This window comes from Bacillus sp. UNC437CL72CviS29 (assembly GCF_000482345.1).
In the GTDB taxonomy this organism is placed as follows: domain Bacteria; phylum Bacillota; class Bacilli; order Bacillales; family Bacillaceae_G; genus Bacillus_A; species Bacillus_A arachidis.
The window spans coordinates 246,264-269,739 of the sequence record NZ_AXVB01000004.1; the positions used below are offsets into that span (position 1 = coordinate 246,264).

20 protein-coding genes and 1 pseudogene are annotated in these 23,476 nt (G+C 34.1%); 10 read left to right on the forward strand and 11 right to left on the reverse strand.

The window, feature by feature from the left end:
* Positions 1-384 precede the first annotated feature (384 nt).
* The 3 genes from M014_RS0104320 to M014_RS0104330 form a co-directional block, all read right to left on the reverse strand.
* Complete coding sequence (locus tag M014_RS0104320; RefSeq protein ID WP_026590621.1) at positions 385-1,731, reverse strand: SpaA isopeptide-forming pilin-related protein; 1,347 nt, start codon at positions 1,729-1,731, stop codon at positions 385-387.
* 1,054 nt (positions 1,732-2,785) lie between these two features.
* Entirely contained in the window at positions 2,786-3,010 is a 225-nt protein-coding gene (locus tag M014_RS29520) for a hypothetical protein (RefSeq protein WP_026590622.1), read from the reverse strand.
* A 310-nt stretch (positions 3,011-3,320) separates the two neighbouring features.
* Positions 3,321-3,572, reverse strand: a complete 252-nt coding sequence (locus M014_RS0104330; RefSeq protein WP_026590623.1) for a hypothetical protein — start codon at positions 3,570-3,572, stop codon at positions 3,321-3,323.
* 480 nt (positions 3,573-4,052) lie between these two features.
* Between M014_RS0104330 and M014_RS29890 the strand changes: the two genes are divergently transcribed.
* Entirely contained in the window at positions 4,053-4,256 is a 204-nt protein-coding gene (locus M014_RS29890; RefSeq protein WP_081810959.1) for a hypothetical protein, read from the forward strand.
* 793 nt (positions 4,257-5,049) lie between these two features.
* Here M014_RS29890 and M014_RS0104335 read toward each other — a convergent pair.
* Together M014_RS0104335 and dhaK are read right to left on the reverse strand one after the other, a co-directional pair.
* Positions 5,050-5,256: a hypothetical protein gene (locus M014_RS0104335; protein ID WP_026590624.1), complete on the reverse strand. Its 207-nt coding sequence runs from the start codon at positions 5,254-5,256 to the stop codon at positions 5,050-5,052.
* 348 nt (positions 5,257-5,604) lie between these two features.
* Entirely contained in the window at positions 5,605-7,356 is a 1,752-nt protein-coding gene (gene dhaK, locus M014_RS27840) for a dihydroxyacetone kinase subunit DhaK (protein WP_026590625.1), read from the reverse strand.
* A 438-nt stretch (positions 7,357-7,794) separates the two neighbouring features.
* Here dhaK and M014_RS0104350 point away from each other — a divergent pair, with 438 nt between their 5' ends.
* Complete coding sequence (locus M014_RS0104350) at positions 7,795-8,163, forward strand: hypothetical protein (RefSeq protein WP_026590626.1); 369 nt, start codon at positions 7,795-7,797, stop codon at positions 8,161-8,163.
* Between the two features lie 263 nt (positions 8,164-8,426).
* Here M014_RS0104350 and M014_RS0104355 read toward each other — a convergent pair whose 3' ends face one another.
* Entirely contained in the window at positions 8,427-8,807 is a 381-nt protein-coding gene (locus tag M014_RS0104355) for a VOC family protein (protein ID WP_026590627.1), read from the reverse strand.
* 197 nt (positions 8,808-9,004) lie between these two features.
* Between M014_RS0104355 and M014_RS0104360 the strand changes: the two genes are divergently transcribed.
* On the forward strand, positions 9,005-9,535 hold the full coding sequence (locus M014_RS0104360) for a GNAT family N-acetyltransferase (RefSeq protein WP_026590628.1): 531 nt from the start codon (positions 9,005-9,007) through the stop codon (positions 9,533-9,535).
* A 243-nt stretch (positions 9,536-9,778) separates the two neighbouring features.
* On the opposite strand, the gene M014_RS0104365 is transcribed toward M014_RS0104360, so the two are convergent.
* On the reverse strand, positions 9,779-10,861 hold the full coding sequence (locus M014_RS0104365) for a cell wall anchor protein (RefSeq protein ID WP_051588535.1): 1,083 nt from the start codon (positions 10,859-10,861) through the stop codon (positions 9,779-9,781).
* A 438-nt stretch (positions 10,862-11,299) separates the two neighbouring features.
* On the opposite strand from M014_RS0104365, the gene M014_RS0104370 reads away from it, so the two are divergent.
* Positions 11,300-12,604, forward strand: coding sequence for a DUF5068 domain-containing protein (locus M014_RS0104370; RefSeq protein WP_026590630.1), 1,305 nt, complete (start codon positions 11,300-11,302; stop codon positions 12,602-12,604).
* Positions 12,605-12,666: 62 nt separating this feature from the next.
* On the opposite strand, the gene M014_RS0104375 is transcribed toward M014_RS0104370, so the two are convergent.
* On the reverse strand, positions 12,667-14,340 hold the full coding sequence (locus tag M014_RS0104375; protein ID WP_026590631.1) for an alkaline phosphatase: 1,674 nt from the start codon (positions 14,338-14,340) through the stop codon (positions 12,667-12,669).
* Between the two features lie 515 nt (positions 14,341-14,855).
* Between M014_RS0104375 and M014_RS0104380 the strand changes: the two genes are divergently transcribed.
* Together M014_RS0104380 and M014_RS0104385 are read left to right on the forward strand one after the other, a co-directional pair.
* Complete coding sequence (locus M014_RS0104380) at positions 14,856-15,410, forward strand: hypothetical protein (protein ID WP_026590632.1); 555 nt, start codon at positions 14,856-14,858, stop codon at positions 15,408-15,410.
* 140 nt (positions 15,411-15,550) lie between these two features.
* Positions 15,551-16,582 carry a S66 family peptidase gene (locus M014_RS0104385; RefSeq protein WP_026590633.1) on the forward strand — a complete coding sequence of 344 codons (1,032 nt, stop codon included), beginning with the start codon at positions 15,551-15,553 and terminating at the stop codon, positions 16,580-16,582.
* Between the two features lie 273 nt (positions 16,583-16,855).
* On the opposite strand, the gene M014_RS0104390 is transcribed toward M014_RS0104385, so the two are convergent.
* The 3 genes and pseudogenes from M014_RS0104390 to M014_RS0104395 form a co-directional block, all read right to left on the reverse strand.
* Positions 16,856-18,007 (reverse strand): acyltransferase family protein, encoded by a 1,152-nt coding sequence (locus M014_RS0104390; RefSeq protein ID WP_081810960.1) that lies wholly within the window; start codon positions 18,005-18,007, stop codon positions 16,856-16,858.
* 68 nt (positions 18,008-18,075) lie between these two features.
* Positions 18,076-18,273 (reverse strand): annotated as a pseudogene (locus tag M014_RS30560) (transposase); the annotation flags it as partial.
* Between the two features lie 445 nt (positions 18,274-18,718).
* On the reverse strand, positions 18,719-19,948 hold the full coding sequence (locus M014_RS0104395) for a helix-turn-helix domain-containing protein (protein ID WP_026590635.1): 1,230 nt from the start codon (positions 19,946-19,948) through the stop codon (positions 18,719-18,721).
* Between the two features lie 521 nt (positions 19,949-20,469).
* Between M014_RS0104395 and M014_RS0104400 the strand changes: the two genes are divergently transcribed.
* Genes M014_RS0104400 through M014_RS0104415 form a run of 4 tightly spaced genes read left to right on the forward strand, consistent with a single transcriptional unit; the run spans position 20,470 to position 23,446 of the window.
* Positions 20,470-21,216 carry a YveK family protein gene (locus tag M014_RS0104400; protein ID WP_026590636.1) on the forward strand — a complete coding sequence of 249 codons (747 nt, stop codon included), beginning with the start codon at positions 20,470-20,472 and terminating at the stop codon, positions 21,214-21,216.
* Positions 21,206-21,826, forward strand: coding sequence for a CpsD/CapB family tyrosine-protein kinase (locus M014_RS0104405; protein ID WP_026590637.1), 621 nt, complete (start codon positions 21,206-21,208; stop codon positions 21,824-21,826). The genes M014_RS0104400 and M014_RS0104405 overlap by 11 nt, the downstream gene beginning before the upstream one ends.
* 14 nt (positions 21,827-21,840) lie before the next feature.
* The gene (locus M014_RS0104410; RefSeq protein WP_026590638.1) at positions 21,841-22,479 is read left to right on the forward strand and encodes a sugar transferase; all 639 of its coding nucleotides are present in this window, start codon (positions 21,841-21,843) and stop codon (positions 22,477-22,479) included.
* A 22-nt stretch (positions 22,480-22,501) separates the two neighbouring features.
* Complete coding sequence (locus M014_RS0104415) at positions 22,502-23,446, forward strand: NAD-dependent epimerase/dehydratase family protein (protein ID WP_026590639.1); 945 nt, start codon at positions 22,502-22,504, stop codon at positions 23,444-23,446.
* Positions 23,447-23,476 lie beyond the last annotated feature (30 nt).

Sequence of the window (23,476 nt, forward strand, 5' to 3'; positions counted from 1 at the left end):
AATAATCTGCGTAACATTATTTATTCAATCCAGAAATAGACATACAAAAACGCCATCCTTCCCTATGATTCTACAGAAAGAATAGCGTATTTTTTCATTTTAGGGGGTATTTTATTTTGTTAGCTTGATAGCGATGGGGCACTACCCCTATCTGTAATCTTCTTCATATATTTGTAATAGAACCCTTTTTCTTCTTATTATTTGAGTAAGATTTTAGACTATTTCTTGTATGCCCTTAGGTATATCATATAGTTTTTTCATAATTGCATTTATTGCAAGCGTTTTCATTTATAGGTATTGTTATAATCTACATTTTTTCACAAAACATTTCTTAACATATTTAACTTTAAGCATTGGTAACAAAACCCTTATTGTTTATAGTTTTTAACTATGATTTTTCCCTATTTTCAATATATAGATTCCTAAAATAACAAATCCTAGTCCTACAAACGGGACAGTTGGAAACTTCGTTCCTGTTGATGGCAGGTGATGCTTTTCCTTACTTGCAATATCATTTTCCATTGTGTGCTCTTTACTTTGTATATCATAAGATTGTTTAGTACTTCCATATGTAGCATGCACTTCTTTAATTTCCAGGCCACTTGTTATTTTTTGATTCTTTATTTCTATTTTTGCTATCTCGCCAGTTTTTACTTCCATTTTTTTCATTGTAGGATCAAGTACATAACCCTCTGGAGCCTGAATTTCTTTTACAACATATGTACCAGTAGGAAGTTTATTTAATGTAGCAGTCCCATTCTCAGTTGTAGTGATTTCTTGTCTAAAATCCCCATGTTCACTTACAACCTCAAACACTGCCCCTTTTAAAGCTTCTCTATTTTCTCCTACCTTCATAATTTTTAACGATCCTAAAAATTCCCATCTTACTACTATATCTGTACTGCTTTTTTCACTCATTCTTGGTAATAAAGCTGTTGTATTCTGAACCCTTTTTTGGCCATCAAAGGTAACTGCTTGTAAGCTCTGCAATTTTGCATTTACCCTTATCTTGAAATTTCCACTTGTTGCGTTTTTGGGAATCATCACTTTAAATTTTTCCTCTATAGAGAATTCATTCTTTTTTTCACCTTGTTCATTTATAATTTTAACTCCTTCTGGTGCGCCCTCCATTTGAACTGAGTATACTCCAGATAATGAATTTGATTGAACTGTATATAAATTTGTTTCAAAAAATTCTCCATTTTGCTCTACAGTTTGTTTTCCAGTAGGTATTACGTTCAAATATATTTCCTGAACTTCAGTACCTTTATAAGCCTTTTCTACCAAATGTTTTACAAGGTTATATACCTGTTGGTTTTCTGGCTTTGAATCGGCAAATTCAATTTTTTTAGATACAATCCAGATAGCTAGTTGAGTTGCATAGTAGGCTTCCTCTTTTGTAGAAACCCCTAATTCAGCCGGCGTTTTTTGAGGGTATCCATAAAGTAAGACACGATATACTAAATCACTTTCTTTTCCAATTTCAGGAAGGGCATCTCCATTAGGTGAATCCAGATCAGGTGATAAACAATATGCAACATCTTTTGATGACGTTCTTAGTAAGTCTGCCTTTATCTTTACTTTATTACCTTTGAATTTAATATAATTCCAGTTCATTTGAAACTTTTCTTGATGTATTACCTCGGCTGCTGCTTGCGGAATAGAAACCCCTAGCAGTATAATGATTAAACTTATAATTCCAAACCATTTTGTTAATATCCTGCGTTTCATTTCATTCCCACCATTCATCAAATTTTTAGGAAAAACCTTACATGCTGATTGTATTTGCTGTAAAAGAATATTAGTTTGATTTTTCAGATATTTATAGGTATAAATAATTCTTGTGTTATAATTTAATATTTTCTTATAATCTTTATCGTTTAATTAGATTTACAATATTTGTTAAAAGCACTACTTACTTAACTAAATGTACGGGCGTAAATATTATTCTATACTATTAAAAACTAATTCGAAAAATCAATTTTCGGAATTTAAATATATGTATTTAAATATAAATAAATTTAACAATCTATCTATTAAATGAATGCTTTTTCTATACAATTTACCTTCACAAAACACCCGTCTTTGTTTTCGAAAGATTCAGTCACATTTATATTCATTATATTCAGAGAATACATGGCTTGCAATTCTTTTTTTATGTTATGATATTTTGTTTATTGATTCTTGTACAAGAATCAATAAACAAAAGTAAAATAATTTTAATCCTTTATCATTCTTTTAGCTATTTATATACATTCATGGATAGACCGAAAATCATATATACGCATGTGCGTTGTAACTTAAAAGGTTAATACACGGGACAATCAAACTGTTTCAACAGAAACATAAAGGACACTATTTAATGACTGATTTGACAATTTTATTATATAACAAATATTAACAATCAAAGATTTAAATTTTGAGAATTATGTGAATTTATTAAACAAAACAATTAATTGTATTTTTTATTCCTAAAAAACCCCAATCTTTCATTTCACATAAAATCAACATCGATATGATAATAAATTATAAAAAATATATGCATAGATAAATCGAGAAGAATGAGCATTCTTAAAGAGAAACATATATCTATATTCAACAATAATTTATACATACAAACTGAAAGTATATTTATGCCCACCTATAAACTATAAAAACAGACATTTGTTAACTATCTCTATTTTCGTTCATTGTGTTCGTTTGTTTTGTTACCTTTTTATCACCCCTTAACAACAAATAAGACGCTAAACCGATCTCGGTAGCGCCTAACGAAGTAACTATAGAATTAATCATTAATAAGTATATCTGGTCCCTGCCTCAACATATATGCAAAACTAGAAATAAACACTATGCAAAATATAATAACAGAAGGCCACATATTAAAATAAAATCCTTTACCTGCAATTAATCCGTATATGTTTTGGAACAAGAAATTAGCACCTAAGATAATTCCCCCTAATATCGAGCTGACCACAATGCTGATTATATAAAATTTAAATTTCTGAAACATTTTTCCTCTACCCCTTTTCTAAAATTAACTTTATTTAGTCTATTTTAGAAAATTATACCATTTTATTTTTTTATACCCTTAAATCTAGATACATTTAAGGATATTTTAAGAGAAGGAAGTGTAAGTACTATCTCTTCAAATGTCCATTTGGTTCAATAAAAAAGAGCACTACAATGTGCTCCCCCAATACGATTATAAAAAATGAATGCATTGTGTCATAATTTTAATATATGACCGTCTCATTTAATGTTTTACTAGTTTAATGTATAATTTCTATATAACAAAGAAAAAACACCCGTTTGGGATGCTTTTAAATCCTTTCTATAACATAAACCATTGTCTTTTTTGATGGTGCATGATAAGAGTAACCTTGATTTTTATGAACATACATTTCATATTTACCTATCACTTGAAATCTTTCTGTTTCAGATTCACCGAATTTTGTTACAGAATCGCATAAAATAGTTAATTCTTTTCTATTATTGCATAACAAATTAGAAATTTGTTTTTCAATATATATTCCCCCTACCGCTAATTCTTTCAACATTTCTCCATATTGCATAATTTCTCCACCTCTCCCAATCTATTCATTCAACAAAAACCATAAATATCCTTTTATTCAAATAAAAAAGCCCTCACCAAAGCGACAACTCTAAAGAGGATGGGCGAAGACAAAGAATCTTCCTAGTTTCCATAAACCAGCTGTAGTACCGTCTTTACGCATTAAAATAAACTCAGTTGTAAGTGCATGTTTAGCTCATAATAAAAGCATCCTATTTGGATGCTTATCATGTAAGTATCTAAAGTTATTCATAAATACGGGTAAAAAACATATATGTTACGATACATATTTTTTCGTTTGGGGTAATTCTAAATTCTTAAGTTGATGGGCATGGGAGCGTCAGGATTCTGCGCTTTTACAACGTTAAGCATATTTTTCTAACAATTATCCTAACTAATGTAACCTGATCTCCTTATAAATTCCTTTATTTAAATGTATAATTATATAAAAATTATAACATTTTGAATCGAGGTGACAATTATGAGAAGTTTAGGTTCATTAGTAATCTCTACTATATGTTCAGTAATCCTTATTATTTGGAATGCCTATACCTTCTATAATAAATTCACAGCCGGAAATACATATTTTTGGATTAGTGGCATCATAGGTATAATGTTCCTTCTATTCTTTGTCAGAGACATGCGAGATATCATCAAGAAAAACTATAAAACGTCAACAGATTAGGAGCGAATACATATGCGGAAAAAGGGAGTCATTACAAATATCATTGGGGATTCGTTTCACCTGAAAACATAAGTGGAAATTTGGGAGAACTTTTATATTGCAGGATATTAGAAAGGGAATGCCTATAGACTGATCTATATTGCATTCCCTTATTTTAATTGTATGTCCACTATATTTCTATTCTTCCTTTTCTAAAATTAAAAAACTGACATTCAAATTTCTTGGTTTTCTCCCCTTTCTGGCTCCACGCCATTGTAATGTAAACTCTACATGAAATGTCCAATCTATTAGCTGTTGAAAATCCCCCCCTGTAAACTATAGTAACTTTTGTAAAGAAAACAACTTGGATAAAAACAAGTTGCTTTCTTTTATAGGGTATAACAAAGAAAGAGTGGAAAAACAATACTCAAACATGTAAATCAAATGGAGTAAACCGACCGATAAGACTAAAAATTCAGAAAATTTATTCGCTAAGGGTTTTTGTTTACTCTTTCTTTGTTGTTATGAGTTTAACATGAAAAATAATATAAATCAACAAAAAATCTCAAATTTCTTACAAATTCGACATTTTATTTAAATACAATATATAAAGTGAAACTTTAATCAGTAGGGGTCTTCTTCATCCCCACTGATTATTAGCCCTCACCAATCGTGCTTTTACAGGCCGTTCATGCGGGATAAAAAGCGAGATCTTTAGAATAACAACAAGAAAAGCCACTGAATAAACCTTTTCTTGTTGTTTGAAATCAGCTTTTTTTACCCTTGATATTCCTTATTTAAAAAACATGTTATATTATTTTTTTCTCTTTTCACCTTCTTCTATATTCCATTCATCACCCCAATATATTGAAACTCTATCTCCTTCTTGCATACTTACCTTTGGCTCTATTGCAGCTTGAATCTCTTTGCTTGCATCTTCCGCATTAATCAATCCATCCATATTTTTATTTTTTTGAAGTGCTAAGCTTTCTTTTGGATTATTTGATTTATTAGTAGGCATATTGATCTCTCCTCTTTCATTTAGTAATTACTACGGACCCTGATATTATTTCTAAATTATGAAAGTTTATGCCTATTCTATTGCCAAATTGTTTATATGAAGCTTGTTTACCAAGAGCTTTTCATACTTGATTTATAGGATCATTATTTTCCCAATTAGGCATCCAATTTTGTACTCCCGCACCTGGAGCGAATTTGAAAATTAAATACCACGGCGAAACACCTTTTGCTCTTGCATGCAAAAAAAGGGAAAAAGAAGCAACGTGTATTGAACGTTGCTTCTTTCTCATTTCCCTCTATTCATCTACATACCGCGGAATTTCCAGTATCCAGAAACACCAAACTACCATTATTTTAAACTACGAGAAAGCTCTGTAAAGATAACCCCTAGTGCATAAGCACCTGCATCTGGATAACCTAAGCTTCTTTCACCAACCGTACCAGCGCGGCCCATTCGAGCAACGATTTCTTTTGTATATTCTGCTCCTTTAACAGCAGCCTCTGCTCCTTTTTCAAAAGCAGCCTTAAAGTCTGTACCAGCTGCAGCACTTTCTGACCAAGCGTTTACACAAGGTACAAGCGCATCCACAAGCGTTTTATCTCCTACCTCTGCTCCTCTTCCAAAAGATCGCTCACCAATAGACTGTATCCCTTTAAGGGCAGCCTCCAGCATTTCGGCAAACTCTGCAACTGTTAATTCCACTTTTCCTTCAATCGCCTTACCTGCAGCACGGAAAGCCCCGCCCCAAATGGGACCAGAAGCTCCTCCGCAATGTTCCATAATCACCATAGAGCACGCATCAAGGAAAGTCCCAATATTTAAATATTCTTGATCTAAAATCGAGCTCCATTCACGCTTTAATTGTTTAAATCCTTTCGCGACACTCATTCCAAAGTCACCATCGCCTGCATGCGTATCTAATTCGCAGAATGGTACTTCGTTCTTAATAATAACCTCGCTCATTTTATCTACAAGATAAATCATATTATTTAATGTAAGTACCTCATCCTTGATAATAGCGTGTTCTTCCGCTGTTTCCATCTCAAAGAAAACTGGCTTCTCTTCTACATCGCTGTTAATATCAATGTATTCCACACTCTCAATTGGCCCATCTACCTTAAACGCAGGTGTATTACATTCTTTCGATAGTAATGTTTTCAGCTCATCATCTAGTTTCATTACAGTTAGAGAAACCCCAGCCATATCAATACTTGTCATGTAATTGCCGACAAACGTTCTATTAATTCTTATATTTCTTTTACTTAACTCTCTCGTAACGGCATTGTTAAATAGATACAGTTCTTGAAGCGGTGTACCGCCGAAACCATTCACTAAAACAGCAATTTCAGCATTGTCTTCTAGCCCTAAATCCTTCACAAGGTCATTTGTCATGCGTAAAGCTAGTTCGTCTGCAGTCGCAATTTTTTCACGTTTTCTACCTGGCTCTCCATGAATACCAACACCATATTCCATCTCATCTTCACCCAGTTTAAAAGTAGGCGATCCACTGGCAGGAACCGTACAAGAAGTTAATGCGAGACCAATTGTACGAACATTCGCCGCTGCTTTTTCTGCTACAGCTTTCACCTGCATTAAATCCATACCTTCTTCCGCTGCGGCACCAGCTATTTTGTGTACTAACAAAACCCCCGCAACGCCGCGGCGCCCTACTGTATACAGACTATCTTCTACTGCGATATCATCATCTACACGGACATATTCAACTTGAATGCCGTCTTCAGTAGCTAAGTGAGCACCATTTTTAAAATTCATGATATCTCCACTGTAATTCTTAATAATAAGAAGCGTACCTTTTTTGCTAGCTGTTGCTTTAATCGCTTGATATACTTGAATTTGTGAAGGAGACGCAAACACATCTCCGCATACTGCCGCATCTAGCATTCCTTTTCCGACTAACCCCGCATGCGCTGGTTCGTGTCCACTACCGCCACCACTAATTAAAGTGACCTTATTTTCGTTCATTTCTTTCTTCTTAATTACCTTGTACTTCTTTAGCAACTCCAGTTCTGGATGAGCCATAACCATTCCATTGCACATCTCCATAACGAGAGTTTCAGGTTGATTTATAATTTTTTTCATTTCTTATTTCTCCTCTACACGTTTTGTTACATTCTTTATATGCCTATTCGTATCCACACTTCCACTTAGCTGACATGACACATGCCCTTCTGAATTATGATATATTTGAAAGCATATTCTCACTAACTATAGTAAAATGAAAGCGTTTTATAGTAAACGGACAAAATGAACGATTTGTCTAAAGACATCGACTTCATTAGTAGATAGGATTAGCCTCAAATGTGGACCTATAAATACATCTGAGGCTTTTTGTATTGTGTTCAAAATCGATTTCATTCCTGTTTGTTTATATATTTGGTGTTTCATCGTGACGAATTTTTTGTTATTGTTTAACTTTACATAGTAAATAAGCGGTGATGACATAGATATCGAAATATTTAAGATGATATTTTGTTTAGAACATGAATGATCACTTAAGATAGGAAAGAAGGTATAAATATGACAGATATAGTGAATTTAGCTTTATACTCCATTTTGTTTATCATCATCATATCCATCATATGTTTAATTTTATCAGTATTCATGAAGCTTTCTGGGAAGAAAACGAATCATCGTCGTTCTATTGAAAAAGAACGAAAAGTACATTCTCCGGCAAAAGACACAGGGCAATATAAAGATTCAGAAATCACTACCAAAGATGCTGAAGCAGAGTGGATGAATGCGGTAATGACAACATCTTTTGTTGTTGCAGCTATGAAAAGTGCCCATGAAGATTCAAATATCGATCATGATTTAGGAAATGACAGCCATGGCTCAGATTCAGCAAGCCATAATGATTCATTCGATGGTGGGGACTCGTCGGATTAGCTAAGTACGGAGAATACTTAGCTTTAAAGTATTCATTTCAAGATGCTTATTTTCATATGATATAAAGAGAAAAAGCACTCTTATGAGTGCTTTTTCTCCGACTTGATAACCACTTTAATTTTAATAATATAATTGCATTTGGATTCTCATCCAATTACATTCTACTACACTTCAACATAATTTGTATTGAGAAAATTAATATTTCATTCAAATTATCTTCTATGAAACATTCGAATTCCTTTTTAACCTCTGTTCCTGATAACTTATTTTTTCTCCATCACAGCAAAGTAATTCTCTTCATGATCCGCAAAGTTAAACACTCTACCGGAAGGCATATTTACAATTTCTCCGACTGTGATATTTTTATTTACTAGGTCGCCACGGAATGCATCGAGATTTTCCGTGAAAAACATTAAAGAAGGTGTACCAAGATTTAATCCTGGTGACATTTTCGCAACGAATTCCTTATTGTGCAAAATAATGCTTGTTTCTCCACCCTTTGCCGGAGCAATTTCAATCCATCGCATTCCTTGACCGTTATCTTCTTCAGAAACTACACGAAATCCTACTTTTTCTGTCCAAAAACTCACTGCCTCATCTTGGTTACTTACATACAACATAATTTGACCGACTTTATGAATCATAGACTTTCCACTCCTCTATACAAATAAATGTCTAACCTTTTCCATCGCCAAAGTTTCTGATACCCTAGCGACAACTTAATAGATACGACAATAACTGAAAACTTCCTTCTAAAAAGAATGAAGCTTTTTCGTTTAGGTAGGAGATTATGAAGGGAAGATAGAATATTATCAAAATATTTTATAAGGGAGGAATATCCTTGCTAATTTCAAAAGATACTGCTAGTTACATGATTCGTACTGGAAAAATAGAAGATGCAGAAGCAACTTTAGACATACAGAAATCAATTGTTTCCGAAGGTCACTTTCTTATTTCATTACCAGAAGAGTTTAAAAAAACATCATCCGAGCAAAGAGAATGGGTGCAAAGCGTATTGGAGAATGAAAGAGAAACATTAATTGTAGCTGAAAAAGCTGGTGAAGTTGTTGGTTGGATTGTATTTATGAACGAGAATAAAAAGCGATTGTCTCATACAGGTTCCTTTGGAATAATGATTAGTAAAAATTACAGAGGAATAGGAATTGGAAAAATGCTACTCCAAGCTTTATTAGACTGGGCAGAGAAAAATCCTTTCATCGAGAAAGTAAGTTTAGGAGTTTTCTCAACAAATCATAGCGCAATATCTTTGTACAAAAAGATGGGGTTCATTGAGGAAGGCCGTAAAATGAAAGAATTTAAAATGAATGATAATGAATATGTAGATGATATTCTTATGTATAAATTCGTTTAGTGAAATCCTAATCACAAGTACCACGCAAAAAAAGCCGTTCGCCTATAAATGATGGAGAACGGCTTTTCCTGAATCCCCTGCTCATGTAACAAGGATTAAGCATTATTAGTTATTATCATAAAACGGTTTGAACTTGTACGGATTCCTTTTCCCGTTTTATTATAATGAATTTCCCCATCAAATCTTGGTGGGATCGGTGTGTGTTTAAATAGGAATATGAGTTCTTCGGGTGTTTCGTAATAATCAATCAAATGCCTTTTTCATTCTATTTCGTACGATTAATATCATTCCACCTAAGATTGATAACACCCCTAGAGGCATTGTATTGAATTCTGTACCTCCAGCGTTAGGAAGTTCCCTGTTATCGTTTTTCATTTGAAGAGCCTTGTTAGTCTGTTCTAATTCAGTTACTTTCTTTTCTACATTTTGCTGCGTCTGTTTCAATTCAGTTACTTTCTTTTCTACATTTTGCTTCGTACCTGTTAATTCAATTAATTTATTTTCTATATTTTGCTGCGTCTGTCTCAATTCAGTTACTTTCTTTTCTACATTTTGCTTCGTACCTGTTAATTCAATCAATTTATTTTCTATCGTTTTCTTGATCTGTTTTAACTCAGATATTTTTTCTTCTATCGTTTGCTTCGTATGTGCTAATTCAGTTAATTTATTTTCTATATTTTGCTTGATCTGTTTTAACTCAGATAATTTCTCTTCTGCTTGTTGCCCCGACTGTTTTAATTCAGTTAATTTCTCTTCTGCATTTTGCTTGATCTGCTTTAATTCAGATAACTTCTCTTCTGCATCTTGCCCCGACTGTTTTAATTCAGTTAATTTCTCTTCTGCGTTTTGTTTGACCTGCTTTAATTCAGATACTCTCTCTTCCACATGTTGCCCCGACTGTTTTAATTCAGATACCTTCTCTTCTGCATCTTGCTTCGTCTGTTTTAATTCAGATACTCTCTCTTCTGCTTGTTGCTTCGCTTCAGATACTTTCTCTTCTACATGTTGCCTCGACTGTTTTAATTCAGATACCTTCTCTTCTGCACCTTGCTTCGCCTGTTTTAACTCAGATACTCTCTCTTCTGCTTGTTGTTTCGCTTCAGATACTTTCTCTTCCACATTTTGCTGCGTCTGTTTTAATTCAGATACTCTCTCTTCTGCTTGTTGTTTCGCTTGCTTTAATTCGGATAACTTCTCTTCTGCATGTTGCTTGATAGAATCATGTATTTTGATGGTATCAGGAACTTGAGCATTAATGGTATCAGCTCCTGTTATCATCGCTAAAGCTAGTGTGGATATCGCTACTGTTTTTTTCGTACTCATCATTTTGTACCTCTCTTCTTTCATGAGCAATAAGTTTTTACGTTCAAATCTTAATATATAAAAATTTAATAATATCAGTATAATTATACCAAATGTTTATAAATGAAACTAGAATAGTAGGATGATATATAAAATACACGAGAAGCTTTTTGTATATTGCCTTTGTGCATCAAACTTATTCCCAAAATTAACTGCCTAAATTGTTAATTTCTCTTTCCACATTATGTCCTTTCATTTCAGTTCCGCTTTTATTGAGATTTTGTAATTACAACTGGACCTCATACATCATTTTTCTTTAAACATTATAGAGAAATAGAAAAAGCTGGTAAACGGTAAATCTTTTTTCTATAATAAAACATAGAAGCGATTAGGAAGGGTTACATTCAATTATTTGATTGCCTAGATTAAACGTTTAAAAGGGAAAAAACAGGGGGAAGAAAAATGTCGAAAAAATTAATGTCTTTATTTTCTGTCATGATGGTTGCAGCCCTTATGATAACTGGCTGTGGTCAAAGTGATAAAGCAAATAATGAACAAAAAGAGAATGTGACAAAAGAAAATAAAGAAGAGAAAAAAGATACACAAAAAGAAAAGAAAGAAGAAAAAACGGATACATCAAAAGAGAAAGAATCTAAAGATACAAACACGAAAGATACGGCAGCTAACGCAAGTGATTATTCAAAGCTTATCTCCTATATGGAGAAAGAAACACAAGGTAAAACGAAAGTTCTTTATGAAAACAAGGAACCGCAATTACATAAATTACAAGATGTTTCCGTATCACTTGATAACTACACATTAGTTGAATTGAATGATTTTCATACCAATTTTGATATTCCTTTTAACAGGCAAACAAATGGTGGGGTTATTCTTGCACACTATACTGTAAAGAACAGTTCAAATAAAGATGCTTATTATATGCCAACTTTAAACATAACATTTACAGGCGCTACAAAGGATTACAGTAACTATAAAGATTTAATTCCAACAGAAGAACAATTAACTGAGAAATTGTCTCCAAAGAATAATTATTTAGTAGAAGCAGGGAAAAGCGTTTCTGGTTATGTTGCTTACCCATTTAGTAAAGATGATTTAACAAAAATTTTAGGGCTATCAACGGTATCAGTAATGGTTCCTGAAGCGCAGGCTAATAAAGGAAAATTTGATGCTCCAATCGGAAGTCCGGGGAAATTTGCGTTAAGTTTAAATCAACAAGGTAGTGAAAAGACTGCAGCAGATAAAGCTTTTTATCAAGATAAAGTAACTGTTAATAACATGGGCGAGAAAACAATGCTAAGTGAGAAATCAAACATTAATAAAAGTGAACAATTAGGTAATACCAATGTTACATTAGAGGGATACCAATTCACTAAATTCACGCCAAATTCCGTTGAAGCTCCTCGATTTAAAAATTTCAAAAATGGCATTGTTTTAATGACAGCCAAATTTAAACTCGATAACAAAGAGCCTGAAGATATTGGGTTGTCTTCATTAAGTTCTACACTAAGAGTGAATGATGGTGCGCAGTATACGCTAAGCGAAGGCATGTTGCTGAATTATAAATATAATGATTTGATTAAAGCCGGAACATCTGGCGAGTTATTACAGGTTTTCACCTTAGATCAGGAGCAGTATGAAAAGATTTGGAAAGACAAAAGCTTCGAGATCGAATTAGGACCTATGAGAAATAAAGACGCAAAAGATATTTCAAAAGGGAAACAAGTGAAATTCACATTACCGAAATAAAGCCACAATAAAAGCCGGGGTGAGGTTGTTTCCTCCCCCGGCTAATGCTATTTATAAAGCATTCACCGAGAATGCTTTGTAAATAGATGAACTGCCTTTTCAGGTATATAAAATTTCCCATTACTCTCTACAACGATACTTCCTAACTCATAAGCTCTTCCATCGATACGGATTATATTCTTATTAACAAACAATTGAGCTTCCCCTTTATTGTGTTTTACTACGAGCACCGGGTTTGCTACATCTGTTTTATCGATTTTTACAGTTGCACCAATTTGTTTAAAGGCTGATTCAGCATCTAAAAATAATTTGTTTGTTAACTCTTCTAAGTGAAAGCCCATTGCTTTGGCCATTACCTTCGCAATATCTGTATTTTGGACGAAACCATATGGCTTCCCGGGGCCGTAAGAGTATAAGAATACATCTTCACCCGTATGCCCCCCCGTTGTAAAACCAATGTTCGCACGGTTGGCCAATAACTTAGTAAGTATTGGACCTACATCCGTTTTCTTTTGTGCAGCTTTTAGCTTTGCTTTTTCATCATGAGTTAAATCTCCTAAACCGTAAAGTGCAGCTATCTCTGTTACATTAGATAAATCATCTTTTAGTTTATTTGTAGCACCTTCAAGTGTCATTTTTGCCTTTTTCAGTGGAGCAATGTAGGCAGATACCGGTGTGGTATCATATCCTTTTGTGGTATTTTTGTTACCGATGGAAATACCACTGTTACCATGGTCCGTTACAGCAATGACCATCGTGTTCCCATCTTTTTTTGCAAACTTTAACGCTTCTGCAACTGCAGCATCAAATGCTAGTATCTCGCTAACCATCCCGATTGGGTCATTGGCATGCGCTGCCCAATCGGGCTTACTGCCTTCTACAAATAAGAAGAATCCATCTTTATCTTTTGATAATGTTTGAATTGCTTTCCCCGTCATCTGGGAAAGTGTTGGCTGCTTGGGATTGGTTGCTTCACGATCCATATCAAACGCAAGTGCATTATTTGAGAAAGAGCCCCAAATTTTATCGGATTTAGAGTTTAATAAGGCATCCTTCGTTTCCACAAAGTCGTACCCTTTGTCTTGGATCACTTTTATTAAATCTTCGTTGTCTTTACGGATTCCATTGTTTCCCACAGGTTGCAGCGCTGCCTTCCCTCCGCCTAATACAATTTCCATATTTTGATAAACCTGTTGTTCACCAAGTACTTCAAAATCTTTGCGGTTCGCATGATGAGCAGAGAAAGCAGCCGGAGTGGCATGCTGAATTTCTGATGTAGCAATAATTCCTGTTGCGCGGCCTGAACATTCTGCGCCTTCTAAAACGTTGGCAACTGGACGAAACCTGTCTTCTTCTTTGATTGGTTCTAAGCCAGGTGAATTCACAACAGAAGGTAATACGCCCACATAGCTCGAATTTGATTTATTTCCTGTCGCTAAAGCTGTTGCTGCCGGCGCTGATTCCGTAATAGCTGATTCCGCCGAATAAGTACGAACCCCTCCTGATACAATTTGGTCTAGCGCAAGAGGTGCACCTTTATACCATCGGGCCAATGTTGTTGCTGAAGAGCTTGTCCCATCCATAACCATCATAATTACGTTTTTGGGTTGCTGCCTTGCTTTTTTCACCTCAGCTTTTACCTCGTTATCATTCATCATGCTTCCTGCACCTAATAAACCTAGCACTATCGTTCCCGCTAATGTTGGCCCCATCATCTTTTTCCGAAAATTAGTCATTGTTGTCCCTCCATAGGTTGTTTTCGGCATCCCCACTCTAGCATTCGTATGTAAACAAACTGTTTCTTCTTATTTAGTAGTACCCTATTGTCACGAAGCTAACAATAAAGTGAAACTTGAATCAGTGGGGGTTTGCTCCATCCCCCACTGATTATTAGCCCTCACCAATCGGGCTTTTACGGACAGTTCATCTTTCACCTAACTTCTTTAGAAAAGCGGAAGCGGCTCGCTCAGAATCACAGGACGTTGAAGCCAAGGGCAGAGAGGCGCTTTTTGCCTCGTCCGAGGGGGCGAAACGACCGGAGATTCTAGCCGCTAGAGCTAGACATCGCTTTCGCTGAATTTTGAGGTGGGAATGTTACTGTCCTAAAATAGCGGGATAACTCGTTCCCTTGGCAGCCAAGTATTTGCAAAAGTTTTTACAGGAATTACTGTTACTCTTTTAACCGAATCTTAATTTTAAATATTATAATGAATACAGGATTACCAGAAAATACAGACAAAGGAGAAAACATATGGATTATATGAAGGATAATTTAGTCCCCCTTTTAGACGACTTTAAAAAAGAACCAACGAAAGAAAATGTAACCGAAATATTAAAGGAATTCGGTGTACAGTCCCCTGAACATTGGGCTAAAGATGAGATAGAAGGTAAAGAAGCTGTTCTTGCCAGCTTTCGTTTTTTAAGGCCATTCCAAGAAATATTGGATATGTATTTATATAATCATGAAAGCTGGGTTCAAAACTCGATTCAGCGTGCGAATGAACAAGCAACACCCGATACAAACAACTTGATTATAAAAGAAATGGTGCAAGCAGGAATCCCACCTGAAAAGATTGGATTATTTGCGTACTGGATAGCTAGGTCCGCTATGAATGAAATTTTATATCGTCTATCAGATGCAGGCGGCGGAGATTATGATTTACCAAATGAAGGAGAAGAGCTACCCTCTTGGAGACTAGAAGAATACTCACCACATAACGGAAATCCAATGAATGTAGAACGGACAGGGCGACTGTTACTTGAATTACATAATATTTTTCCGTTCCACAATCCAGGTGAAAAATAGGAAAAAAAACAAACAATTGAATTCCTCTCTCTAGCAGAATGGCAGGGAATTTCTTGATGATGTAGAAAAAAGTCATATGCTATATTTTCCAGCTATGCGAATCATATAGTGAATCGAATGATATAAGGGTGGGAGTTACGGTGTTAAGAAAACCAGAAAGATTACAACCAGGTGATCGCGTTGCAACAATTAGTCCTTCTTGGGGAGGCGCAGGCGATCCTGAACTAAGATGGCGTTATGAACAAGGGGTAAAAAGATTAGAAGAAGTGTTTGGTCTTGTGGTTGTGCCTATGCCAAATAGTTTGAAAGGCTCTGATTATATTTATGAGAATCCAGAGGCCCGTGCGATAGATATCATGACAGCATTTCAAGATAAAAGCATTAAAGGGATCTTTGCGAATATTGGCGGACAAGATAGCATTCGCTTACTTCCTTATATTGATTTTGATGTCATACGTGAAAATCCAAAAGTTTTTATGGGGTACTCTGATGTGACCATTCCACATTTATTTTGTCATAAAGCTGGTATTTCTTCTTTTTACGGTCCAGCTATTTTGACTGATTTTGCTGAAAACGTTGAGATGCATCCATATACAATTGAAATGGTAAATCGAACACTCTTTTCAAATGAGATGATTAGTGAAATCAAGCCGGCTACAGAATGGACGAGTGAACGATTACTATGGATTGAATCGAACAAAAATAAACGACGTACCATGCAGCAAAATACTGGATATGAACTACTTCAAGGCTCGGGTATCGTACAAGGCCGTTTAATCGGAGGTTGTATAGAAGTACTGGAGTTCGCAAAAGGAACAGCGCTTTGGCCTGAGAAAAAATATTGGGAAAACAGCATTCTGTTCTTTGAAACATCTGAAGACAAACCAGATCCAACTTATATCAGATATTGGTTACGAAATTATGCAGCGCAGGGCATTTTACAAAACACAAATGGAATCATTTTCGGCAAACCGAAAGACGAGAAATATTATGAAGAATATAAACATGAAATTCTAACCGTTATGAAAGAATATGGTTTAGAAGATTTACCGATTCTTTATAACTTAAATTTTGGTCATACCGAACCTAAGTTTATTTTACCTTATGGCGTGGTGGCAGAAATAGATTGTGAGAAAAAGAAATTCTCGATTTTAGAAAGTGGCGTGCAATAAGGTGAAACTTGAATCAGTGGGAGTTTTCTTCATCCCCCACTGATTATTAGCACGACCAATCGAACTTTTACAGGCAGTTCATCCCCCTACCTAACTTCTTAAAGTGGCTCGTCCAGAATGTGAGGGGGATGGAGCTTCTGACGTAGAGGTGTTTTTTACCTCACAGGAAGAAGCGAAGCCACTGGAACTGTGCAATACTTTCGCTGAATTTTGAGGTGGTATTACTACCCACAAATAGCGGGATAAACATAAGAAACATTTTACTGAAGAATCTTATAAAGAACGACTATATTTTTCTTCACCTTCCCTCGTTAAATGCCGCCCAAGGTTTATGCAAGGTTTTTCAATAAATAGATACCCCAATGAAGATAGTAAAAAAGAAAGAGAAAAGGAAAGAAACACTATTAATATGGTAGGTAGTTTATCATAAAATAAATGCATAACTGAGAATAAAGAAATAAGATGATATAAATAAAGGCTATAAGAAATCTTTCCAAGAAAAACAAATACTTTTCTTCTTAATAACGAACTAAATGTCCATGAAGCGACACTCATAATCATTACTATACAAACTCCAAATGAGACAACGTAGTCCCTCAATATATAATTGTTCAAAAAATCTACTTCGCCAATCATTCCTTCATACATAAAACAAATAATCGCAATCAGTAGCAATGCAACTTTTACCACTTTTTTCATATTGAAGACGTAATGAAAAATCAAAGAACGATACTTGGCTAATAGAGCTCCCATAAAAAAAAGAGTGATGTAGTGAAAACTTAAAAAAACACTAGTTATGCTTCCACTAGGATCAAAGAAATACAAACCTATAGTCGAAGAAAAACTTAAAACAATAAACCACAATAAGGAATATCTGAGCCTTTTTTGTATAAAAAAGAAAGTCAGAAATGGAAATACAAGCGAAATTCTCATTTCATGAACAAGAGACCATATAACATTGTTATATGCGTCCGTGTTATACTCACCGATAAAAACAAAATGTTGTAATAATAAAGTTAGCGTATCTGTAGTGGTCCATGATTTACTAAACCAATCACTAATATATGGCATATCATTACGAATAAAAAGCATTTTAGTAATAATAGCAATGCTGATTGCTACTACATATGGTATATAAATTCGGCAAATCCGTTTTATTATGTATGTATCATAATGAAATTTCTCATTATGAATAGATAAATACAAAACAAAACCACTCAATACAAAAAAGAGAATAACAGATTCGTTGCCGCTACTAAAAAAAAGACGTAAAGGAGTTTCCTTGAATAAATAAACTATGAAGGGACTATTTAACTCATATCGATAATTTTCGTACGCAGGCAATAGCATCATATGATGCCCGATCATTACAAGAAGTGCTGCTAATCCTCTTAGAGAGTCAAACTCCTCATATCTTTTCATCATATTACACCTACTAAAAAGGTTTTTATTAAAATACAAGTTGACTTCAATCTTTTTGTTTACAAAATTATCATGTTACTTACAGTTGTAGGAGAATAATAAAGTTTTAAAATGCGTTCTATATATACTTATTTCCCTTTGATACATACGAATACTAGCCATCCATTTCTACGATGATATGGAGCGAATGATTGCGTTTGGAAGGCTCCGTTTCGATTACAAGGAACAGATAAAGCTTACATTTCTCCATATTTTATATCGATTATTCGCTATGTCTTCCTACTCACGCGAAAGAAATTGTGATACTTTTTCCTAGCTGCTTATATAAGTTCATCTGTAGTACACCTTCATTCATCAAGGAAGGTACTCCTCTCTTAATTTGTTTAGTCGCAAACTTAAAAATCTCCTATATTTCCCCTATTCATAAGACAGATGTATTTACACAAAATATTTTATGCTACCAAATATAACACGCGTTGGTAAAAAATGAAAATACGAAATGATTATTCTTTAATAGGAAAATAAAGTAAAAAAAGAATCCCGTGGGATTCTTTTTTATTTCGAACATTCATTTCATCCAAGCTAAAAAGGTAAACATAGAAATTTTTTGAGGTAAGAATATTATTACTCATAAATACTGGGGTAAATTGAATCGATGCATTTATATGTGACCAAGTATTACACATATCTCACCTAACTGTTAAGATATCGAACCTATATCACGGTATACTTTTCACGATATTGCTTAGGAGTCATGTTACATATTTTTTTAAAAACTCTTGTGAAATAACTTTGATCATAAAAGTTAAGCCAAGCACAAATATCTGATAATGGATATGTAGTTAATGTTAATAGTTTTTTTGCTTCTTCTACTCGTTCCCTTTGAATATATTCACTTAAAGGAATTCCTACTTCTTTTTTAAACAATTTAGATAAATAAGTAGGATTAATATCAAGCAGCGTAGCGAGATTATTGAGAGTTATTTCATGGTAAATGTTTTTGCTAATATGATTTAAACATGTAGTAATTGTATTCGAATAGCTTTGAACGCTATATTCTTTAACACGATCAGCAAAAGCACATAAAGCGTCCTCAATTAATCTATTGACGGAATACATATTATCTAGTTGTTCAATGGTTCCCATATAGAGAGAACTAAGCGAAAAAGCAATTTCTGGCGGAAGATTCCCCTCTATTGCATAACGAGTAGCTAAAGTAATGGCCATTATCCCATTATTTTTTTGATTTCTTAGCTGATTTCTTTTTGATGAAATTACAGCATCTTCTTGCGGGAATGCATATGCATACTTTATTAATTTTTCTTTGTCCCCTTCTTTAATGCATGTGAAAAAATTCCGTTCCAATAATATATCGTAATGATCAGGATTATTTTGACGGCGGGCTGAAATATATAAGTCAGGATTCGCAATTTCATAGGCGGGTTTCTCTAATAATTTATTTTCTCTCCAAACAGCACCTACATCTAACTTTTCTTTAAAAATCATGTAATGCAATAAAATCCCTATATCAATTAAAGTTATTTTTTTTATCACAGGTACGGAATGATAGTATTCAATTCCATCTTGGATTCTAGCATTTTCGCCAAATTCATCCATAAGTCTAATGGCCATGTCCTCTGATACTTTGGGATATGTAGAAGGTCCAATAAAAAAGGTTCCTTTTATAGATTCATGATCTACTATGCGAATGAAAACGAAATTTTCCAGATAACTGTTTCCCCTCATAAGCGGAAAATTATAGAGATCATTTTCTTGAAAAAGCTCACTCAGTTGTTCTTCCCTAGAAGAATAAAAAGGACTGCAAATATCATTAGAAGTAGATTTATATAAGATTTTTTCATCTGCAGATAAAAATTGAATAGATACTTGAAATGTTTTATATAAAATATCACACAAATATTGTATATCCATAGAATGATTCATTATAGTCTCCTTTTAACTAGATAAGATTATAAAGCTCCATATAAAAAACCAAACATTTTAATTCATACATTTATGTAATACATTTGTGGATTTATAAATAGATTTATGAAGAGTTAAATATACCTAAAAATTCTATTATTTTCAATAAAATACAATTAACATCAAAATATTACCATAAATTTTCAGTAAAAACACTTATTATTTAGATTTATAAGAACAATCACACAATGATCAACTTCTTCATTTAAATATCCATTCCATTCATATATTTGTTATGCACATCTTTCTTGTAGTCATAGACATTTCAAAAAACATACCCTGGCACTCTTAACTTAATGATGATGTGGCTATTCCCTACATAGTAAAAATTTAGGAAGAAGCATTCTGTTCAGATGCTAGGTTTATAATTTTTCCACCCCAGTATAAATGTTATAAGGATTTTTTCTAAATCAAAGGTGATAATTCCTATTCGGAAAATCACGCCAAAACTCTACTATTAAATTGAAAAAGTGGTGAACGAGATGAATGAAAAAGTAAAGATAAAAGAGTTTATACAAATTTTAAAAAGGCGACTCTTAATCATTATACTTACGACAATTTGTACAAGCGGGTTCATTATTATTTCATCCATGTACCTTATGAAACCGATTTACCAGTACTCCACCCAAGTTCTTGCTGGATCTTTAGGTGTAGAAAAAGAGGAAAATCCAGTAAATAAGGTACAAGATAACAGACAGCTAGCTCTTTCATATATGGATATTATAAAAAGCCCATATATCATGATAGGCGTAAAAGAAGAGTTACACCTAACTCGTTCAAGCTATGATTTGCTGAAACAGGTTTCCGTTACTAATAGAAATGATTCACAGATTATTACGATTTCAGTGAAAGACTCTGATCCACAATTAGCTAAAAAAATTGCACAATCTGTCGCAAAGCAATCCATATCTAAATTTAAAGACTATGCAAATGTAAACCGACTTAATATTCTTAATGCTTCCGAGGTAATGGAAGAAGCCGAACTACTTTTTCCAAAACCCAAATTCATTATAGCCATTTCAATCATAATCAGCTTTTTTGCCGGAATTGGTTTAGCAATTCTACGAGAACACTTTGATAATTCAACTTACACCAGTCGAGAGCTCGAACACCTTGGTCTCCCGTTATTAGGAAGAGTGAACTTACATACCAAAAAAAGAAACAACAAGCAAAAAACAACTTATAAGGGCTTACCTTCTATGAAACGAGGTGAACATAATGGCTATTAAGTTTAAGAGGAAATATTTCTTTAATCCAGATGATATCACCATCAAAGAACGATTTTATAGCATATGTAACCATATTGAACCGAACCTTCAAAAGGAAACGTCAATATTAATGATTACTTCCCTTGCACAAACACAAAATATAACCCATGCTACTGCTTATTTGGCCCTTGCTTTTTCAGAACAACGAAAACGAGTGCTGGTAGTGGATGCAAATCTGCGTCAACCTTCTTTACATCATGTGTTTCATATTGATCATTCATTTGGCCTAACCAACTTACTCTTAAGAGAGAAAAATAAGGATAATCCAATAAAAATAACGGATTATCTATCTTGTTTACCTACAGGCGAGGATCTTTATGAGCCAGTGACATTGTTAACATTAGAGACCTTCCCAACCCTAATTGAGGAGTGGAAAGAGCATTTTGATATCATCCTGTTTCACACATCCGATTTCTTAAACACACCAGATGCACAAATACTCACAAAACATTGTGATGGCACTGTTTTAATGATACAGGAAGGCCGTGATAAGTTAGATAAAATTGCGAATGTAAAAAAACAACTAGAACATAGCAAACATGAAATAATCGGTACAGTCATTATTTCATAAAGGGGGAGTAACTTTTGGACCCAAAAATAAAGATTGATAGACAGGTAGAACTACAAGTAACACCTCTATCAACTTCATCCTACCTTCTTGTTAAACGACTTATAGATTTTATTTTTTCGCTTTTCATGCTGTTACTTTTATCACCTATTTTAGTTCTTTTTTGCATCCTTATCCCAATCGAATCAACTGGTTCTCCCTTCTTTTATCAACAGCGCCTGGGGAAAAACGGAAAAGATTTCAAATTAATAAAGTTACGCTCCATGTTTTTAGATGCCGAAAAAAATGGTCCTCAATGGGCAAGTAAAGAGGATCCTAGGGTTACAAAAATAGGTAACTTTATAAGAAAAACTAGAATTGATGAAATCCCTCAAGTTATTAACGTGTTAAAAGGAGATATGTCGCTCATTGGCCCTAGACCTGAAAGAGAATATTTCTATAAAAAGTTTGATAAGTCATTGCCTAATTTTAAACATCGTTTACTTGTAACGCCTGGAATAACAGGATTGGCGCAAGTGAATGGTGGATATGATCTAACTCCCGAAGAAAAATTAGCATTCGATTTATACTATATCCAGCACAGATCATTCGCTATGGAAATCAAGATTTTATGTCGAACATTGGCCATTGTATTTACTGGAAATGGTGCTAGATAAATATTGAAGGGAAGAATAAAAAATGAAGAAAGTGCTAGTAACGGGGGGCTTCGGATTTATCGGATCCCATATTGTAGAAAAATTAATTCATAATAATTATGAAGTGGCTGTGTATGATAACTTATCCACTGGATCCGTAAATAATGTCCATTCGAAAGGTATAGCTTTCTTTGATAATGTAGAAGATGAAAGATCATTAGAAAAAGCGATGGAGGCATTTCAACCTGACTTTGTAGTTCACCAAGCTGCGCAAATTAGTGTACAAAACTCCATTTCAAATATAACAAATGATGCACGAATCAACATAATAGGGTCAACAAATATCATAAAACTCTCTCAGAAATATGGTGTTAAAAAAATCATATTTGCTTCTTCAGCAGCTGTATATGGAGATTCTAAAGTCATGCCTATTTCAGTCTCACATCCTTCTCGCCCCTTATCACCTTATGGCGTCTCCAAAAAAACAGCTGAGGATTATTTAAAACTCGCAAAAGAATTATATGATATAGACTATGTCATTCTTCGTTACAGCAATGTCTATGGTCCAAGGCAAACAGCAAGCGGTGAAGGCGGAGTTATTTCAATCTTCATAAATCATTTCATTAAACAGGAGCAATCTATTATTTATGGGGATGGTTTACAAACAAGAGATTTTATCTATGTAGACGATGTAGCAAGCGCCAATCTTAAGGCATTGAACTACAATGGAAGTGGTACTTTCAATATATCATCAGCAACTTGTACAAGTATCAATGAAGTATTCTCGATGATTCAATCGATTGGGAAACAAAATATTCCCCCCATTTACCAACCTGCAAAAGACGGTGACGTCAAAGAAAGTTTGCTCTGCAATAAAAAGAGCATTCAACAATTAGACTGGCAACCTGTATATGCATTGGAAAAAGGTCTTGCGAATACATATGATTATTACCTTAAGCAAAAAGAACCTACATCTGTATTTAAGTGACTTTACAGTTGTGAATTGGGAGAGAAATAA

Excerpts from the sequence above, each read along its gene's own strand:
- M014_RS0104350 (WP_026590626.1), top strand. The coding sequence starts at position 7,795 with ATGACAGATATAGTGAATTTAGCTTTATACTCCATTTTGTTTATCATC.
- M014_RS0104365 (WP_051588535.1), bottom strand. The coding sequence starts at position 10,861 with ATGATGAGTACGAAAAAAACAGTAGCGATATCCACACTAGCTTTAGCG.
- M014_RS0104330 (WP_026590623.1), bottom strand. The coding sequence starts at position 3,572 with ATGCAATATGGAGAAATGTTGAAAGAATTAGCGGTAGGGGGAATATAT.
- dhaK (WP_026590625.1), bottom strand. The coding sequence starts at position 7,356 with ATGAAAAAAATTATAAATCAACCTGAAACTCTCGTTATGGAGATGTGC.
- M014_RS0104415 (WP_026590639.1), top strand. The coding sequence starts at position 22,502 with ATGAAGAAAGTGCTAGTAACGGGGGGCTTCGGATTTATCGGATCCCAT.
- M014_RS29890 (WP_081810959.1), top strand. The coding sequence starts at position 4,053 with ATGAGAAGTTTAGGTTCATTAGTAATCTCTACTATATGTTCAGTAATC.
- M014_RS0104405 (WP_026590637.1), top strand. The coding sequence starts at position 21,206 with ATGGCTATTAAGTTTAAGAGGAAATATTTCTTTAATCCAGATGATATC.
- M014_RS0104355 (WP_026590627.1), bottom strand. The coding sequence starts at position 8,807 with ATGATTCATAAAGTCGGTCAAATTATGTTGTATGTAAGTAACCAAGAT.
- M014_RS0104320 (WP_026590621.1), bottom strand. The coding sequence starts at position 1,731 with ATGAAACGCAGGATATTAACAAAATGGTTTGGAATTATAAGTTTAATC.
- M014_RS0104395 (WP_026590635.1), bottom strand. The coding sequence starts at position 19,948 with ATGAATCATTCTATGGATATACAATATTTGTGTGATATTTTATATAAA.
- M014_RS29520 (WP_026590622.1), bottom strand. The coding sequence starts at position 3,010 with ATGTTTCAGAAATTTAAATTTTATATAATCAGCATTGTGGTCAGCTCG.
- M014_RS0104370 (WP_026590630.1), top strand. The coding sequence starts at position 11,300 with ATGTCGAAAAAATTAATGTCTTTATTTTCTGTCATGATGGTTGCAGCC.
- M014_RS0104375 (WP_026590631.1), bottom strand. The coding sequence starts at position 14,340 with ATGACTAATTTTCGGAAAAAGATGATGGGGCCAACATTAGCGGGAACG.
- M014_RS0104390 (WP_081810960.1), bottom strand. The coding sequence starts at position 18,007 with ATGATGAAAAGATATGAGGAGTTTGACTCTCTAAGAGGATTAGCAGCA.
- M014_RS0104380 (WP_026590632.1), top strand. The coding sequence starts at position 14,856 with ATGGATTATATGAAGGATAATTTAGTCCCCCTTTTAGACGACTTTAAA.
- M014_RS0104335 (WP_026590624.1), bottom strand. The coding sequence starts at position 5,256 with ATGCCTACTAATAAATCAAATAATCCAAAAGAAAGCTTAGCACTTCAA.
- M014_RS0104400 (WP_026590636.1), top strand. The coding sequence starts at position 20,470 with ATGAATGAAAAAGTAAAGATAAAAGAGTTTATACAAATTTTAAAAAGG.